The 14,429-nt window shown below is 66.6% G+C and carries 15 protein-coding genes and 1 pseudogene; 11 read left to right on the top strand and 5 right to left on the bottom strand.

The genetic code is table 11. The annotated features are described in order from the left end of the window. The first annotated feature begins 1 nt into the window (after position 1). Positions 2–982, top strand: coding sequence for an alpha-ketoacid dehydrogenase subunit beta (locus F4561_RS24955; RefSeq protein ID WP_184584154.1), 981 nt, complete (start codon positions 2–4; stop codon positions 980–982). A 15-nt stretch (positions 983–997) separates the two neighbouring features. Further along, positions 998–2,407, top strand: a complete 1,410-nt coding sequence (locus tag F4561_RS24950; RefSeq protein ID WP_184584152.1) for a dihydrolipoamide acetyltransferase family protein — start codon at positions 998–1,000, stop codon at positions 2,405–2,407. 393 nt (positions 2,408–2,800) lie between these two features. On the opposite strand, the gene F4561_RS24945 is transcribed toward F4561_RS24950, so the two are convergent. After that, positions 2,801–3,685 (bottom strand): alpha/beta fold hydrolase, encoded by an 885-nt coding sequence (locus F4561_RS24945; protein ID WP_184582216.1) that lies wholly within the window; start codon positions 3,683–3,685, stop codon positions 2,801–2,803. 71 nt (positions 3,686–3,756) lie between these two features. Between F4561_RS24945 and F4561_RS24940 the strand changes: the two genes are divergently transcribed. The 3 genes and pseudogenes from F4561_RS24940 to F4561_RS24930 all read left to right on the top strand — a co-directional run bounded on the left by F4561_RS24940 (position 3,757) and on the right by F4561_RS24930 (position 6,881). Further along, the gene (locus tag F4561_RS24940) at positions 3,757–4,779 is read left to right on the top strand and encodes a helix-turn-helix domain-containing protein (protein ID WP_184582213.1); all 1,023 of its coding nucleotides are present in this window, start codon (positions 3,757–3,759) and stop codon (positions 4,777–4,779) included. A 143-nt stretch (positions 4,780–4,922) separates the two neighbouring features. After that, positions 4,923–5,114 (top strand): annotated as a pseudogene (locus tag F4561_RS24935) (MFS transporter); the annotation flags it as partial. 954 nt (positions 5,115–6,068) lie between these two features. Continuing rightward, entirely contained in the window at positions 6,069–6,881 is an 813-nt protein-coding gene (locus F4561_RS24930; protein WP_246437280.1) for a phosphotransferase family protein, read from the top strand. Positions 6,882–7,338: 457 nt separating this feature from the next. On the opposite strand, the gene F4561_RS24925 is transcribed toward F4561_RS24930, so the two are convergent. From F4561_RS24925 to F4561_RS24915, 3 genes are read right to left on the bottom strand one after another with little or no spacing between them, the layout of a single operon-like run. Then, positions 7,339–7,590 (bottom strand): hypothetical protein, encoded by a 252-nt coding sequence (locus F4561_RS24925; RefSeq protein ID WP_184582211.1) that lies wholly within the window; start codon positions 7,588–7,590, stop codon positions 7,339–7,341. Further along, on the bottom strand, positions 7,587–7,790 hold the full coding sequence (locus F4561_RS32830) for a MerR family DNA-binding transcriptional regulator (RefSeq protein ID WP_184582209.1): 204 nt from the start codon (positions 7,788–7,790) through the stop codon (positions 7,587–7,589). The genes F4561_RS24925 and F4561_RS32830 overlap by 4 nt, the downstream gene beginning before the upstream one ends. Further along, positions 7,787–7,933 carry a hypothetical protein gene (locus tag F4561_RS24915; protein ID WP_184582207.1) on the bottom strand — a complete coding sequence of 49 codons (147 nt, stop codon included), beginning with the start codon at positions 7,931–7,933 and terminating at the stop codon, positions 7,787–7,789. Before F4561_RS24915 ends, F4561_RS32830 begins: the two co-directional genes overlap by 4 nt. 177 nt (positions 7,934–8,110) lie before the next feature. On the opposite strand from F4561_RS24915, the gene F4561_RS24910 reads away from it, so the two are divergent. Next, on the top strand, positions 8,111–8,935 hold the full coding sequence (locus F4561_RS24910) for a helix-turn-helix domain-containing protein (protein WP_184582205.1): 825 nt from the start codon (positions 8,111–8,113) through the stop codon (positions 8,933–8,935). Then, positions 8,925–9,110, top strand: coding sequence for a DUF397 domain-containing protein (locus tag F4561_RS24905; protein ID WP_184582203.1), 186 nt, complete (start codon positions 8,925–8,927; stop codon positions 9,108–9,110). The genes F4561_RS24910 and F4561_RS24905 overlap by 11 nt, the downstream gene beginning before the upstream one ends. A 55-nt stretch (positions 9,111–9,165) precedes the next feature. Here the strand turns inward: F4561_RS24905 and F4561_RS24900 are convergent, their stop codons facing one another. Beyond that, positions 9,166–9,846 carry a GntR family transcriptional regulator gene (locus F4561_RS24900; RefSeq protein WP_184582201.1) on the bottom strand — a complete coding sequence of 227 codons (681 nt, stop codon included), beginning with the start codon at positions 9,844–9,846 and terminating at the stop codon, positions 9,166–9,168. A gap of 91 nt (positions 9,847–9,937) precedes the next feature. Between F4561_RS24900 and F4561_RS24895 the strand changes: the two genes are divergently transcribed. The 4 genes from F4561_RS24895 to F4561_RS24880 all read left to right on the top strand — a co-directional run bounded on the left by F4561_RS24895 (position 9,938) and on the right by F4561_RS24880 (position 14,395). Beyond that, positions 9,938–10,276, top strand: a complete 339-nt coding sequence (locus tag F4561_RS24895; RefSeq protein ID WP_184582199.1) for a hypothetical protein — start codon at positions 9,938–9,940, stop codon at positions 10,274–10,276. Further along, positions 10,273–10,518 carry a hypothetical protein gene (locus tag F4561_RS24890; protein ID WP_184582197.1) on the top strand — a complete coding sequence of 82 codons (246 nt, stop codon included), beginning with the start codon at positions 10,273–10,275 and terminating at the stop codon, positions 10,516–10,518. The genes F4561_RS24895 and F4561_RS24890 overlap by 4 nt, the downstream gene beginning before the upstream one ends. Continuing rightward, positions 10,511–11,917, top strand: a complete 1,407-nt coding sequence (locus tag F4561_RS24885) for an FtsK/SpoIIIE domain-containing protein (RefSeq protein ID WP_221445613.1) — start codon at positions 10,511–10,513, stop codon at positions 11,915–11,917. The genes F4561_RS24890 and F4561_RS24885 overlap by 8 nt, the downstream gene beginning before the upstream one ends. Positions 11,918–12,925: 1,008 nt before the next feature. Further along, on the top strand, positions 12,926–14,395 hold the full coding sequence (locus tag F4561_RS24880; protein ID WP_312885522.1) for a replication initiator: 1,470 nt from the start codon (positions 12,926–12,928) through the stop codon (positions 14,393–14,395). Positions 14,396–14,429: the final 34 nt, after the last annotated feature.

Raw genomic sequence — 14,429 nt, 5'->3', positions numbered from 1 at the left:
CATGGGTACCAAGCTCACTATCGGCAAGGCGATCAACGCGGGTCTGCGCGCCGCTATGGACTCCGACCCCAAGGTCCTCATGATGGGCGAGGACGTCGGCAAGCTCGGTGGCGTGTTCCGGGTAACCGACGGACTGCAGAAGGACTTCGGCGCTGACCGGGTCATCGACACCCCCCTTGCCGAGTCCGGAATCGTCGGCACCGCGATCGGGCTGGCGCTGCGCGGCTACCGGCCCATCTGCGAGATCCAGTTCGACGGGTTCTTCTTCCCGGCGACGAACCAGACGTTCTCCCAGCTCGCCAAGATGCGGCGGCGTTCGGCGGGCGCGCTCAGCCTCCCCGTCGTGATCCGGATCCCCTACGGCGGAGGCATTGGGGCGGTCGAGCACCACAGCGAGTCCCCCGAGGCCTACTTCGCGCACACCGCCGGCCTGCGGGTGGTGACCGTCGCCACCCCCGAGGACGCCTACTGGATGATCCAGCAGGCGGTTACCTCCGACGACCCGGTGATCTTCCTCGAACCGAAGCGTCGCTACTACGAGAAGTCCGAAGTGGAAACGGGAGGCGCGCTGTCCGCGGCCACCCCGATGGACGCCGCCCGCGTGGCGCGCCCCGGCAACGACGCCACCCTCCTCGCCTACGGCCCCATGGTCAAGACGGCGCTGCAGGCCGCCGAGGCCGACACCGAGCGCGACATCGAGGTGGTCGACCTCCGTTGCCTGGCCCCGATCGACTACGACACGGTCACCGCATCCGTGCGCCGGACCGGCCGCCTGGTCGTCGTGCACGAGGCCCCCCTCACCAACGGCGTGGGCGGCGAGATCGCCGCCCGGGTCACCGAGGAGTGCTTCTACCACCTGGAGGCGCCCGTCACCCGGGTCTGCGGGTTCGACACCCCTTACCCGCAGTCGCGGTTGGAGGAGCACTACCTGCCCGACCTCGACCGGGTCCTCGACGGTGTCGACCGCGTGTTCGCGTACTAGGGGAGCCCGATGACCATGACAGAGCAAGGCGTGCAGGAGTTCCGGCTGCCCGACGTGGGCGAAGGGCTGGTCGACGCGGAGATCCTGCGGTGGTATGTGGAGCCCGGCGACCGGGTCGAGATCAACCAGATCATCTGCGAGATCGAGACCGCCAAGGCCGCGGTCGAGCTGCCGAGCCCGTTCGCCGGCACCGTGCAGGAGGTGTTGGCCGAGGCCGGAAGCACGGTCGAGGTCGGCTCCCCGATCATCCGCGTGGGCGACGGCACAGCCGGGACCGACGCGGCCGGCGACTCCGGGCGGTCCGGTGAGTCCGCGCCGGACGGCGACGAGGACGAGCCCCAGGAGAAGCCGCTCGTGGGCTCCGGGGAGAAGCCGGCGGCGACCCAGCGCCGCCGGCGCAAGCGCCCCGCCCCCACCCGGCCGGAAGCTCCCGCCGGCGAGCCCTCCGCGACCGGCGGCGCGGCGCCACCCAGCCGTGCGGCGTCCGCGCCCGCCACGGCGAACGGCGGAACCGCGCGGCCGCTCGCCAAGCCGCCGGTGCGCAAGCTCGCTCGGGACCTGGGGGTCGACCTGCACGCGGTCACGCCCACCGGCTCAGATGGCGTGGTGACCCGCGAGGACGTCCAGCGGCACGCCGCTCCTCCCGCGGAGGCCCCGGCGGAGGCACCGGAAGCGGGCGAGACAGAGGCGCCGGCGGCGCGGCCCGCAGCTGACCTCTCGGCCCGCGAGGAGCGCATCCCGGTCAAGGGCGTGCGTAAGCGCATGGCGTCGGCCATGGTGGACAGCGCGTTCACCGCCCCGCACGTGACCGAGTTCCTGCAGGTCGACGCCACAAAGACCCTGAAGGCGGCGCGCCGCCTGCGCGAGCGCCCCGAGTTCGATGGCCTCAAGGTCTCGCCGCTGCTCCTCGTGGCCAGGGCACTGCTGACCGCCGTGCGGCGGCATCCCCGGATCAACGCCACCTGGGACGAGGATGCTCAGGAGATCGTGGTCAAGCACTACGTGAACCTGGGAATCGCGGCGGCGACCGACCGCGGCCTGATCGTGCCGAACATCAAGGACGCCGGCACGAAGCCGCTCCCCGACCTCGCTCGCGAGCTGCAGAACCTCACCGAGACCGCGCGTGAGGGCACCACCACCCCCGAAGCCATGAGCGGCGGGACGATCACGGTCACCAACGTCGGTGTGTTCGGGGTGGACGCGGGCACCCCCATCATCAACCCCGGCGAGGGCGCGATCCTGGCGTTCGGCCAGATCCGTGACCTTCCGTGGGCGCACAAGGGCAAGCTCGCGGTCCGGAAGGTGACGACGTTGTCGCTGTCCTTCGACCACCGCATGATCGACGGTGAGCTGGGCTCCAAGGTCCTGCGGGACGTCGGCGCGATGCTGGAGGACCCGGAGATGACCGCCCTGGCCTGGGGCTAGGGATCGTTTCTCGGGGTGTCTAGTCGGGTCGGGCGCCGCCGGGGTTCTGGGGGTCCGGAGGTGGGGGAGCGACCACACCGCAGGGCCCGAAGGTTCCAGGCTTCGGGGCGCCCGACCAAGGTGAGCGGCAGCGAGCCCAAACAACACACCTAGATCGGTTCGGCGATCTTGAGGATTCCGTTCCCTCTAAGCGCTACAAAGGAACGAGATCCTCAAGATCAGCACCACTACCGGACATAGGGGCACCGCACCGACGGCCGCCAACCCCGGTATCCGCTGCCTTCTCTGCTCTCGTTGGGCGCTGCATCACGTACCCACATCACCGATCTAGTGCAACACGGCGGCGGGCCCCGCTCTCGCGTCCCGGTCGGGTGCGCGCGCCCCGGCCGGGGCCTACTCCCGCTGGTCGCGGCCGAGCTCCGCCTCGAAGGCGAGGATCTCGTCGGCGAAGGAGCGCGGGTTGTCCTCCGGCGCGAAGTGCCCGGCGTCCGGGACGAACCGGATCTGGGCACCGGCCAGAGCGGCGGCGAGCTCGTGCGCCTTCGCCGGCGGGATCCACGCGTCGTGGTCCCCCCACAGCAGCCGGACAGGCACCCCGAGCCGGGAGAGCCGTGGTATCAGCGGGGCGGCCAGATTCTCGTCGTAGGCGGCCACCGCCCGCCAGTAGGCGGCCACACCGTCCGCGCCGCGCCACGGCGCCATGTAACCGTCGAAGACCTCTGGGGCCATTGGCCGATGGGTGGTCCCCGCGAGGTGCGCGGCGATCATGCCCTCGGCGATGTTCGTCGGCAGTTGGCGCATCGTCGCCATGTTGTCCCTGGCGACGCGGGAGAAGTCGGTGACGAACGGGGGCACCACGGCCGCGTCCGCGAGCACGAGCGCACCGATGTCCAGGCCCTCGAAGAAGTGCGAGCGCAGCGCGAAGATCGGGGCGAAGTCGAACGCCACCACCGTGGGCGCGGCGAGTCCCCAGTGCGCGAACAGCTCGGTCAGTCGGCGCGGCTGCTCGTCCCAGGAGATGTTCTGCCCCGCGAAGCGGTCCGAGCGGCCGAAGCCGGGCCAGTCGAATACGTAGACGCGCCGTTGCGGGGCGAGGTGCTCGACCACGTTTCGCCAGATGAAGGACCAGTTCGGCGTTCCGTGTAGCAGAACGATCGGCGGGCCGGAGCCGAACGCGTCCCAGCGGATATCGCCTTGCGGCGATGTGTGGGTGCGTGAGAGCTGCCAGTCGGTTGTCGGGCCGTTGCCCGCGTGGCTGGTGCTGAGGTCGGAAGACATATTGGGGATGCTGCCGGATCAGCACGGAGCGCACCACTGTCGCCAATGCCGATGTTCGCTAAGATCTCGCCATGACCGTCGCGCACGCCGCGCCGCACGGGCCAACCGTGTCCGTGCTCGCCTACGAGGGCATGTCCGCGTTCGAGACCGGAATCGTCACCGAGGTCTTCGGGCTGCGGTGGCCGGACCTCGACGACGTCCGCTACGAGCTCACCATCTGCGCGGAGCGCCCCGGTGCGGTCGGTGTTCTCGGGGGCGCGACCCTGGCCACGCCCTACGGTCTTGAGGCGCTGGCGGCGGCGCAGACGGTGATCATCCCCAGTGTCTCCGACGTCACCGCGGATCCGAGTCCCGAGCTCGTCGCCGCCCTGCGCCGTGCGCACCAGCGTGGCGCGCGCATCGTCTCGATCTGTTCCGGAGCGTTCGCTCTGGCCGGCGCGGGCCTGCTCGACGGGCGCCGGGCCACGACCCACTGGCACTACGCCGAGCTGCTGCGGCGCCGCTACCCGCGTGTCGCGGTCGACCCCAACCCGCTCTACATCGACGAGCACGACGTGCTCACCAGCGCAGGGTGCGCCGCCGGGCTGGACCTGTGCCTGCACCTGGTTCGGCGGGACTTCGGCGCGGCCGCCGCCAACGCGATCGCCCGCCGGCTCGTGGTCCCGCCGCATCGCGACGGCGGGCAGGCGCAGTACATCGAGACGCCCGTCATGGCCGACCCCGACGACAGCCGGATCGCCGAGAGCATGACCTGGGCACTGGAACACCTCGCCGAGCCGGTCACGGTGAGCGCGCTGGCGCGCCGGGCGACCATGTCGAGTCGGACCTACCTGCGCCACTTCGCCCGCTGCACGGGCACTAGCCCCATCAGGTGGCTCGTCAGCCAGCGCGTCCGGGCAAGCCTCGACCTGCTGGAGACCACGAACCTGCCGATCGGTGAGATCGCGACGGCGGTCGGGTTCGACACCCCGGTCACCTTCCGGCACCACTTCGCCCGGGCCATGCGGACCTCGCCCTCGGCCTACCGCCGGCTCTTCCGCTCCGGCCAGGCCGGCCGTTCTGGTTCCGGCGGAGCGGGGCGGCGCGCGGGCTGATCAGCGCCGGTCCAGGGCGGCGGATGCGCACCTCGTGTGTCGCGTGTCACAGCGAGCGCCGATGAGTTTCGTGTCGTCGGGTGGTCCTAGTATCCGGCGAACGAACAGGTGTTCGTCTTCGACGACGCGACGAGAGGTCCTCCATGACCACCGACACCGATACGGACATCGAACCGGGCCCGCGAGCCGGGCGGCGGGAGTGGCTGGGGCTGGCGGTGCTGGCGCTGCCCACCCTGCTGCTCTCCCTCGACATGAGCGTGCTCTACCTGGCCCTGCCGCACCTGGCCGCGGACCTCGCGCCGAGCAGCAGCCAGCTTCTGTGGATCATGGACATCTAGGCACAGTTTGGTAAAGATACGTGTTTCCCCCGGCCGTGGTGATGGCCTGGGGTGTCGGGGCGGGCCTCTCGGCGTGGCTCGATGCCTCGTCGTGAGGCGTCCGCATTCTGACCTCGTGCCGCTGTGGTGGGGGTCTGGGGTGCGCGGTGGTGAGGGTGGACGGGTCCGGGCGCGCCGAGCGGCTCGTGGCGGGCGGATCGGGGCCGCAAGCTTGTGCGAGGTCGGGGCCCCTGGCTCCACCGCGTCTTTCCCGACTGGCCCCGATCCTTCGGGTCCCGCCGCGAGGTGCGAACGCGTACGGACCCGGCCGCCCGACCGTGTGAGCGGTGCTGCTCGTGGCGGCTGCGACGGTGCGGACTCCGGTACGGCTCGTGCTCGGCCTGGTCGCTGCAAAGCGGGGCGTGCTGGGTGTGAACTTCCCGCGCGGGCGGGCCTGCCCACCGCACGGACAGCGGCGGTAGAGCGTGTGGCGGACGGTGAGGCCGGGGAGGGCGCGGACCGGGCCGCGTGCGAGCACCCGACGAAGGAGGGCGCGCAGCGCGCGAGTCCGGGCAAGCGTCCCGACCTACGGCCGCCCTCCTACACACAGAGCGATGCCCGCCCGCGCCGTAGGCGCGGGCGGGCACTTGACCTGGTAGGGATATTTGTCACCGATTCTGGACGTCTCGCTGTTCCTTGCGTGTCTGCCGTGCTCGTAGTTCGGGCGGACCGTTCGTCTACTGATGCCACGCTAGCGAGTGACCGTGGTCGGTGCGGAGCGTCCTACTAGGGTGACTGGCACGCCCCAGACGGTTCGCCGCATCCGCACGAGCAAGCCAGGTGTGCGAGGGACACGCCGTCGCCGTCGTCCTTCTCGTGACGTCCCGTGTACGTTGGTGCGTTCATTGATTGAGCCTTTCTGATTCGAGGGGAATGGTAGTATCTCGTTGATTCGCATCCGGAGGTCCACGAATGCAGATGTCCGAACTGAGCATGATGTACGCGCTTGATCGCCTGGGGCTTTCCTTGGACGGGGAGGTTCGCATGGGGTTCAATAATGTCACCGTTTCGGCGCGTGCGGTGACTCCTGAGGGATCTCCGGTATGGGTGCGTGTTTCGCGTGTACCACAGCCGCCGTTGTGGCCTCGTGCACACGCGATAAAAGAGGCTCAGGTTTTGGTAAATCGGGTTCCTATGCCTCGCGTGATCGACGAATGCGAGTGGGAACAGTGGGATGACGACCTGGAAAAGATGGGGCACGCTCGGGCGCTGGTGTTTGAGTGGGTGGATGGCTCGCCCGTTTTTCCCGAGCCGACTGCGGACACTGCCCCGGATGTGTCCGATGTGTGGTGGAGGCAGCTTCGGGACGTCCACGACGCCATCACGACCGCAGAATGGGCCGGTCCTGGTCGCAGCGAAAAACACTTCGCGCGTCGCGTCACCCGGCATCTTCCGGACGCGCCAGGGCTCACACACATACCCTGGGTTCCTCAACACGGGGATTTTCACTGGGCCAACCTCGTTTCTCCTCTCACGGTCGTGGATTGGGAGGGATTCTCTTTGGCGCCGGCGGGCCTGGATGCTGCGACCCTGCTAACGTACAGCCTTTCCCATCCACCTACGGCTGAACGGGTCAGTACGATTTTTTCCGATGTCCTCAGCGGTGACCTGGGGCGCTGTGTCCAGATCTACGCGTGTGTAGACGTGATGACCGCAGTAGAGGCAGGGTTTCATCCGCATCTAGAGCAGCCCATTAGGGAGCACATGCGATTTCTTCTCTCGTAGAAACGGATCCGCTGTACATGCGAAAGATGTCGGCTGCACACTGCTCGGAATATCCGGTGGGAACCTTGCACCATTCACCGTATGGCGCGCGAAAATGAAACGATGTGCCGCATGAGGTCACTGTGACGATACCCCCGTTGATTTTTGTGTGAAGCACGGGGCCATAGGTATCATTTCCCGCGTACACATGCGCCTGACGACCTTGACGAAGGAACGTCTCTCTGAGAGTGGATAGTTGGCGTAGGCGTGGGTCGTTCAATGTAATCTTCCTTTTTTGAATTGGTGCTGCGCAGGGGTGAGGGCTGGTGCCCCCGCACGCCACTTGGGAGGGTGGGTGACGTGCGGGGGGTGTGACCCACGGCGACCACACATATGGACGGGGGCGTGGTCGCCATGGGGGTCTTGTGCTCGGTGACGTTGGCCCTAGTGGGCTGTCTTCCGCTTGGTTGTGGTCAGCTCAGCGCAGGGGGCACGGGTGGTCCATCGGGGTGATCGACGCGAACCGGCAGCCCTTGACGGGGCATTCCCAGTTGGCCCAGATCGGTTCCACGAGCGGGGATTCCGCACTGTCGTGGCTGGTGAGTAGTTCGCGCAGTTCAAGAGAGGTATCGCGTACCGGGCCGAGCCAGTAGATGTGGTCATCGGTGGCCGCGATCAGCTCGTCAACGAGGTCCCTGAGCGCGTGGCATTCCGCATGGGTGAGGATCACCGGTTCTCCCCCTGCATGGCGTCCCGCAGGGCGTAGACGTTGCCCTGACCGAACAGGCGCCACCCGTTGTGGTCGGTGACGCAGGCGATGCGTCCCGCGCGGGCCCATCGACGCATAGTGGAGGAGGAGATGCCCAGTTCGTGTGCTGCCTCGCCGGTGGACATCACGAAGTAGTTCAAGTGCTCATAGGGGGCGTTCACCGGCGAACCCCCAGACTGGCCAGGACCGTCAGGCCCGCGAACTGGCCGAACGCATGGGCCTGTGCGGCACGCAGACGTTCCACAACAAGCAGGTAGGGGCGGACACGCGCGCTTCGGCACGGTGGCAGACTGGTCAATGTCATCAGCTCCTGTTAGCTGGTGGCCATGCCCCCGGACGGCCCACCCGTCGCGGGGGTCTCGTGCGTCGTGCAACCACCGTCCTATCTCTCTCGTATCGAAGCTAGGGATAATGCATGTTAGGGGAATCTTCTCAATAGGAAGGGTTGTGTGACGGTATATAGGAGGTAGATAGTGGTCTCATGGCGATAACCCCCGAACATGCACGGCGAAGGTTCGGTACCGAGCTTCGTAAGTGGCGAGAACATGCCCGTATGTCGCAGCCAGAGTTGGCTCGTGCCGTGCCTATGTCGCAGTCGCAGATAAGTGCTATCGAGACCGGCCACAAAGGCACCACACCTACCCAAATCCGACGATTCGACGAGCTGCTTACCACCAACGGGGCACTACTGCGGAGGTGGGAGGATCTACAGCAGGACGGGCGGGGCTTCCCGTCCTGGTTTGCTGGCGTCGTCGCTGTGGAGCAACAGGCGTCCGAGATCAGGGAGTATGCTCCGCTACTCGTTCCCGGGCTGCTCCAGACACCGGAGTATGCCCGTGCCAGCCTTCGACAAGGCAAACCGACCGACAGTGAGGACCAGCTAAACGAGAGCGTTCGTGCTCGAATGGAACGGCAATCCACCCTTACCGCAGAACGTCCCCCGTTGCTGCGGGTGGCTATCGAGGAACACGTGTTGCGGCGCCCAATCGGGGGACGCGACACCATGAAAGCTCAGTTGGACTACCTGCTTGACGTCTCGGCCTGGCCTCACGTCGGTGTATCGATAGTCCCGATGACCACGGAGACCCACCCTGGGCAGGATGGGCCGTTCCTGTTGTTTACCGTGCCGGACCAGGGAGTCATGGCCTACACAGAGACCCGCGTGAGCGGCACCCCAACGGATGATCCGGACACTGTAGGTGGTTACGTGGGGGTGTTCGGGGAACTGTGCATGGCCGCGTTGCCCCCGGACGGCTCACGGCGCCTCATAGCTGCGATAAGGAGAGACTTTGACGATGATCAGTGATCAGTGGAGCAAGAGCACCTACAGTCAGGGTGGCGCAACTAACTGTGTGGAGTGCCGCGCCACAGATGTTCAGGTGCAAGTTCGTGACACACAGAATCGCTCGGACGGACATCTCTCGTTCTCCCCGGCCGAATGGTCGGCGTTTCTTAGGGACGTTCGGGCGGGTGAACTTTAGGGCTCGGCAAGGCGCCTGCCATTAGGGCTTCCTCTCGTGTTGAGAGGGGGCCCTTTTATTTTCGTGACTGGTATTGGTCGGCGAGCCTTACGACGTCGGCGCGGTGGCTGGTGCGGGTAACGGCTCGCGGTTCGGCGGTGGTGGTGAAGGTGGTTTCGTCGTGGACGAGCACGATGCCGGCGGCCGGTATCGCCAGTGCGCGTGCTTCGTCGGGGGTGGGGTGGCGCGCGTAGGTGTGGGTTAGGACGTGGTCGCCGTTTTCGGGGGTGCCGTACGTGGTGCGAACCCCGATAACTCCATGTGCATCAGACAGTACGGACTGATGCTGTGGGATGGGTGATCGGGGCTCAATGTCGAGCGCTAGGGCGATGTCGGGGGGTGGCGGGGCGTGTGTGGTGCTGGTGGGGTGGGTGGTGAGGTCGTCGTCTCCTGGGGTGGGGGCGTCGGCGGGCCGGTGGCGTCTGGCTGAGTGTGTGCGGCGTGGGCGGGGCTGGCTGGGGGTCGTGTCGGTGCTGGTGCTTCCGGAGACGTATGTTCCTCGGCGTCGGTGGGCGGTGGCGAGTCCTTCGGATATGAGGGTCTGGAGTGCTGCGCGCGCGGTGCGGTCGCCGATGGCGAAGGTGCGGCGTAGCTCGGGGATGCTCGGTAGGCGCTGCCCCGGTGGGTATGTGCCGTCGTGGATGCGGCGGCGTAGCGCGTCCGCGATGGGTGCGTGTTTGTACGGCGCGTCGCCCATGGGGAGTCCTCTCGTAATGGTCTTGACGAACTAAGCATAGTCCATCACCATGCTCATAAGGCGAACGTAGCTACGTTCGTAACGCTGGGTGATGGAGGTTGTGGTGAGGTTTCCGGTAGACATGTCCGCTGTGCGGGTGCGGGTGGCGACGCCTCCGGGGGAGGACAGGAACTTTGAGACAGGTGAGGTCAAACAGCGCGACGGTAAGCCGCTGTTCGTGCTGTGGGTGACCCTCATCGATGGTGCTGAGACGCAACAGGTACGTGTGCGGGTTCCGGGCCCGGTTGATGTTGCCCCGGATGACCTGGTGCAGACGACCAACATGCGGCTGTTGCACTGGGACATGAACGGCAAGAGCGGTTTGTCGTTCACGGCTGATTCGCTGGTGAAGATCAAGGATCAGGCCGGTCAGGCTGGGGGGAGCAAGTGACGGCGCGGGTAACGGTGAGTCCGGCCGGTGTCGTGGTCGCGACCGCGCATGTGGTCGGTGACGCCCCGGTGCTGGTGGTCGATGACGGCACGGTGTCCGTGCGCATCGATGCCTCGGCGTTGAGCCAGGCGGCGTGTGTGTCGCTGGCACGCACTCTTGAGCGCGCAACGGCGCAATTCGCGGCCGATCTTCACGAATGGGGCTCCCGTGGTGTGCGGGGTGAGCCTCTCTCCGATGAGTAATGAGCCAGAACGGCGCCCGGTGGCGTTTCCGTCGCTTTTCGATGAGCCAGAAGTCCCGACACGAGTCCCGCATACGGCGGCGTCATGGCTGGGGCATCGTGTGGTGCGGCCCGCGTGGCTGTGGCGGCGCGAAATCGCGGTGGTCCTGGCTCCGGTGGTGGTCGGGGCGATTCCGTGGGTGGTGCGTGGCGCGCCGTTGGCGGATCTGGCCAGATTAGGCGGCGGAATTGCACTGGCAGGATTGCTCGGCGGCGTGCTAAGTCTGGTCCCCCGGCTGCGGAGCGGGGTGGGGCGGTGGCTGTCTGAGGGCCGTCTTCGGCGTAAGTGGGATATGGCGTGCCGGTTCTCGCGGTTGCAAACCGATGCGCTGCGTATCCCACGTATCACGGAAACGGAGCATGCGGGGGCGGGAACCAGGGTGACAGTGCGCCTACCGAAAGGGCTGAGCACGGACGACCTGACAGCGGCGTCCGAGAAGTTGGCCGTGGTACTGGATGTCCGCGAAACGCGTGTCAAGCGCGACCCCGCACGCGCGAAGTATCCGACGGTCCTCGTGCTTGATCACAACCCATTCCATGATGAGCGTGGGCCGGTGCGCCTGGCCTCGCCCGTGGCTGATGCGGCGCGGTGGTCGCTGTGGGATGGCGTTCCGGTGGGCCTGGATGAGCTGGGCAAGTGGTCTACGTTGCGCCTGGTGGGCCGCAACCTGCTTCTTGGTGGCGAACCGGAAGCCGGTAAGAGCGTCGCGCTGGGCACCGCGCTCGCCGCTGCGGCGCTGGATCCGATGGCCCGACTGTCCGGGCTGGATGCCAAACAGGTAGAACTGGCGCTGTGGGAACCGGTCATGGGCGGCGGTGTGGTCTACAACGACATTGACGCCGCGATTGATCTGCTGGGCGGGCTCATCGCGGAGATGGATCGCCGCTATGACCAGCTCGCCCAGTTGGGGATCCGATCCGTTAGCCGGTCGCTGGGCTGGCTGGTGGAAGTGCTCACCATCGATGAGTTGCGGTTCTTCACGGCGCATCCGGATAAGCAGAAACGCACCGCGTTCAATCTGCTGCTGATTGATCTGGTGGCGCGGGGCCGTGCTGCGGGAATAATCGTGCTCGCAGCAACGCAGAAACCATCCTCCGACGTGGTTCCCACCAGTGTCCGTGACCTTTTCGCCTACCGGTGGGCCCTGCGCTGCACGACGCGCGATGCCTCAGACACGATTCTGGGTGCGGGATGGGCCACGGAAGGATACTCGGCCGGTGTCATTGACGCCATTGATCGCGGGGTCGGGCTGTTGCTCGCTGAGGGCGGAATGCCGGAGTTCACGAAAGCGGCCTACCTCGATGATGACGCCATCCGGCGTGTGGTCACGCGCGGTGTGGGCCTTCGGGAGGTGGTGTGATTGGCCTAGCTCGCTCCCCTGCACATCCCCTCAATTTTAGGTGCACATGAAACTGTATTCGGTATCACGGGACTTGCGGCCTGAATTCGACATTCCTCCGACACGACTCGCACACGATCTCTGGGCGGCGCTGGTTCGCCCGGACGGTAAATTCCTCGACGATGTCCTTCGGCGGTTTCTCGCCTTGAGCCACGATGACGGGGGCTACGGCTTGGTGCGCATGGACGAGGCGGACCGGGTTCTTCTCCGCCTGATTGTGGCCCGGCATGGCCTTAGGGCGCTCGCGGCGGCGGGGGATCACGAGCACACCCGCAAATAGCGGGTGCCCTGCGGGCCGGAATGCAGTGACGATCATTCCGGCCTGCGGGACCCTTCCGATCCTGACCGGTACGACACGACGTTTTCGCACCGCGACTCTCCATCAGCCGTTTCTGGAGGTACCGTTATGCCCAAAAGACGCGACTCAATTCAGGGTCAACTTCAGCCGGATCCGGGTGTGGAGTATGGGCCGAAACCACGCGCGGCGAACTATCCGGCTGGGCCAGGAATCGAACTGAGCCCTGATGTGGTGGCGGGCGTGGCCCACGCGCTGCACGCGGCGGGGTGGCCTCCCGTGCGCCACAAAACCGATTTCTACCGTCTCGCGGTGGCGCTGCGGTGGTATTCCAGTGGGGCGCGGATTTCTGGGCCGCGGTGGCGACGGGAGTCGTTGTGACGGATGAACCGCGGTGGAACGATTCCCGGTGGACTCCTCCGGCCTCTCGTGTGATTCCTGACCGGCCACACGGGGCGCGCTACCCGTTGGACATGCCCAACTTCCGCGAGCGAAACCCAGAGTTTGAGAACCTCCTTTCGGATATCCTGCGCGCCGTTGGGCGACGGAAATTCCCACCCATCAATTCAGACCCCGATAGAATCCGACTGCAAATCTTCCTGTGGCGGTTTCTGTACTCCCCGGAATGGCCAAACCACGAATCGTGGCAGTCACTGAGGCGAAAGGGGTAGCACATGGTGGCTCGTACCTCTGATGCGATTATGGCGCGTGCCTCGCGTGCGGATTTTCCGGCGTGGCAACGCCAGGTCGAACGCGCGCGTTACTGCGCGAATCCGGTACGCATCTCCGGGGGCGCCTCGGCGGTGGATACCTCTTCGGGTGAGGTGCGGGCCGCCACCTCCACAGCGGGCGCCCCTGATGGGGTGCTATTGGTCGCGTGCGGGGACCGTCGCGCGGCGGTGTGCCCTTCGTGTGCGGAGACGTATCGCCGTGACATGTGGCACCTGGTGAACGCGGGGTTATCGGGGCGTTCGGATCCTGGGGCGGAGTCGGCTGGGGTGTCGACGTCGGTCCCGGAATCGGTGACCGAGCATCCCACAGTGTTTCTCACGTTGACCGCGCCCAGCTTCGGGGCGGTGCATCGGGGTGATGGCAACGGTGGGCGGTGCCATCCCCGGTCGTCTGCGCGGCGGTGTGCGCACGGGCGGGCTCTGGGGTGCGGGCTGGTGCATGCCCCGGATCACCCGGTGGTGGGAACGCCGCTATGTGCTGCCTGTTATGACTACACCGGCGCGGTGCTGTGGCATGCCCACCTGGGCGAACTGTGGCGGCGGACCCGCATCGGCATTGATCGGGCGCTGGCGCCGCTGGCCTCGGAAGCGGTCGGGCACACGATTCCCGCCACGCGGCTTCGGGACCACGTGAAGGTGGCCTATGTGAAGGTGGCCGAGTTCCAAAAGCGGGGCGTGGTGCACCTGCATGTAGTGGTGCGCCTGGACGGGGTTGATGGTGCGGACTCTTCGGCGGTGGTGCCTCCCCCGGCATGGGCCTCGGCAGGCATGCTGCGTGCGGCGATTGATCAGGCGGTGCGCTCGGCCTCCGTGGCAATGCCCTCGCCTGATGGGGTGATGCGTACGGCGGAGTGGGGTTCGCAGTACGACGTGTCCGAGATCAGCGATGGTGCTCGTACCGCTGCCTACCTGGCGAAGTACGCCACGAAAACGGCTTCGGATTCGATCGGGTCGGGGCCAGTGCTGGCGCGCCGTATTCGGCGTCTGCGTCGGGGGTGGCTGCGGCGCACGGTGGGCGCGCACGTGGCGCGCATGGTCGAAACCGCGTGGGAGTTGGGCGGGCGTGGCGACCTGGCGTATCTGAAGCTGCGGCGCTGGGCACACATGCTGGGGTTCCGGGGCCATTTCTCCACCAAAAGTCGGGCCTATTCGGTGACCCTGGGGGCGCTGCGCGCGGTACGTCGGCAATGGCGCGCCCGCCAGAACTCCGTGAGTGGTCAGCCTGACGTGTGGCACGCCCAAAATGACGAGTCCACGGAGGTCGTGGGCCAGTGGCGCTACGCCGGGCGTGGCTACGTCGGTTCGGCTGACGCGCTTCTCGTGGAAGCGATGGCACGCGAATACGAAGAAACCAAAATCGAGTATCGCGAGCAAATCGCTCGCGAGAAGCAACTAGCTGCGGAAATCTTCTAGTAAATCGGTCCGGATTCTAGCGCACTGCGGGGGT

The organism is Lipingzhangella halophila, from assembly GCF_014203805.1.
Classification (GTDB): Bacteria; Actinomycetota; Actinomycetes; order Streptosporangiales; family Streptosporangiaceae; genus Lipingzhangella; species Lipingzhangella halophila.
Note: the sequence above shows the minus strand (reverse complement) of the source record. Positions and strands in the feature narration are given on the sequence as shown.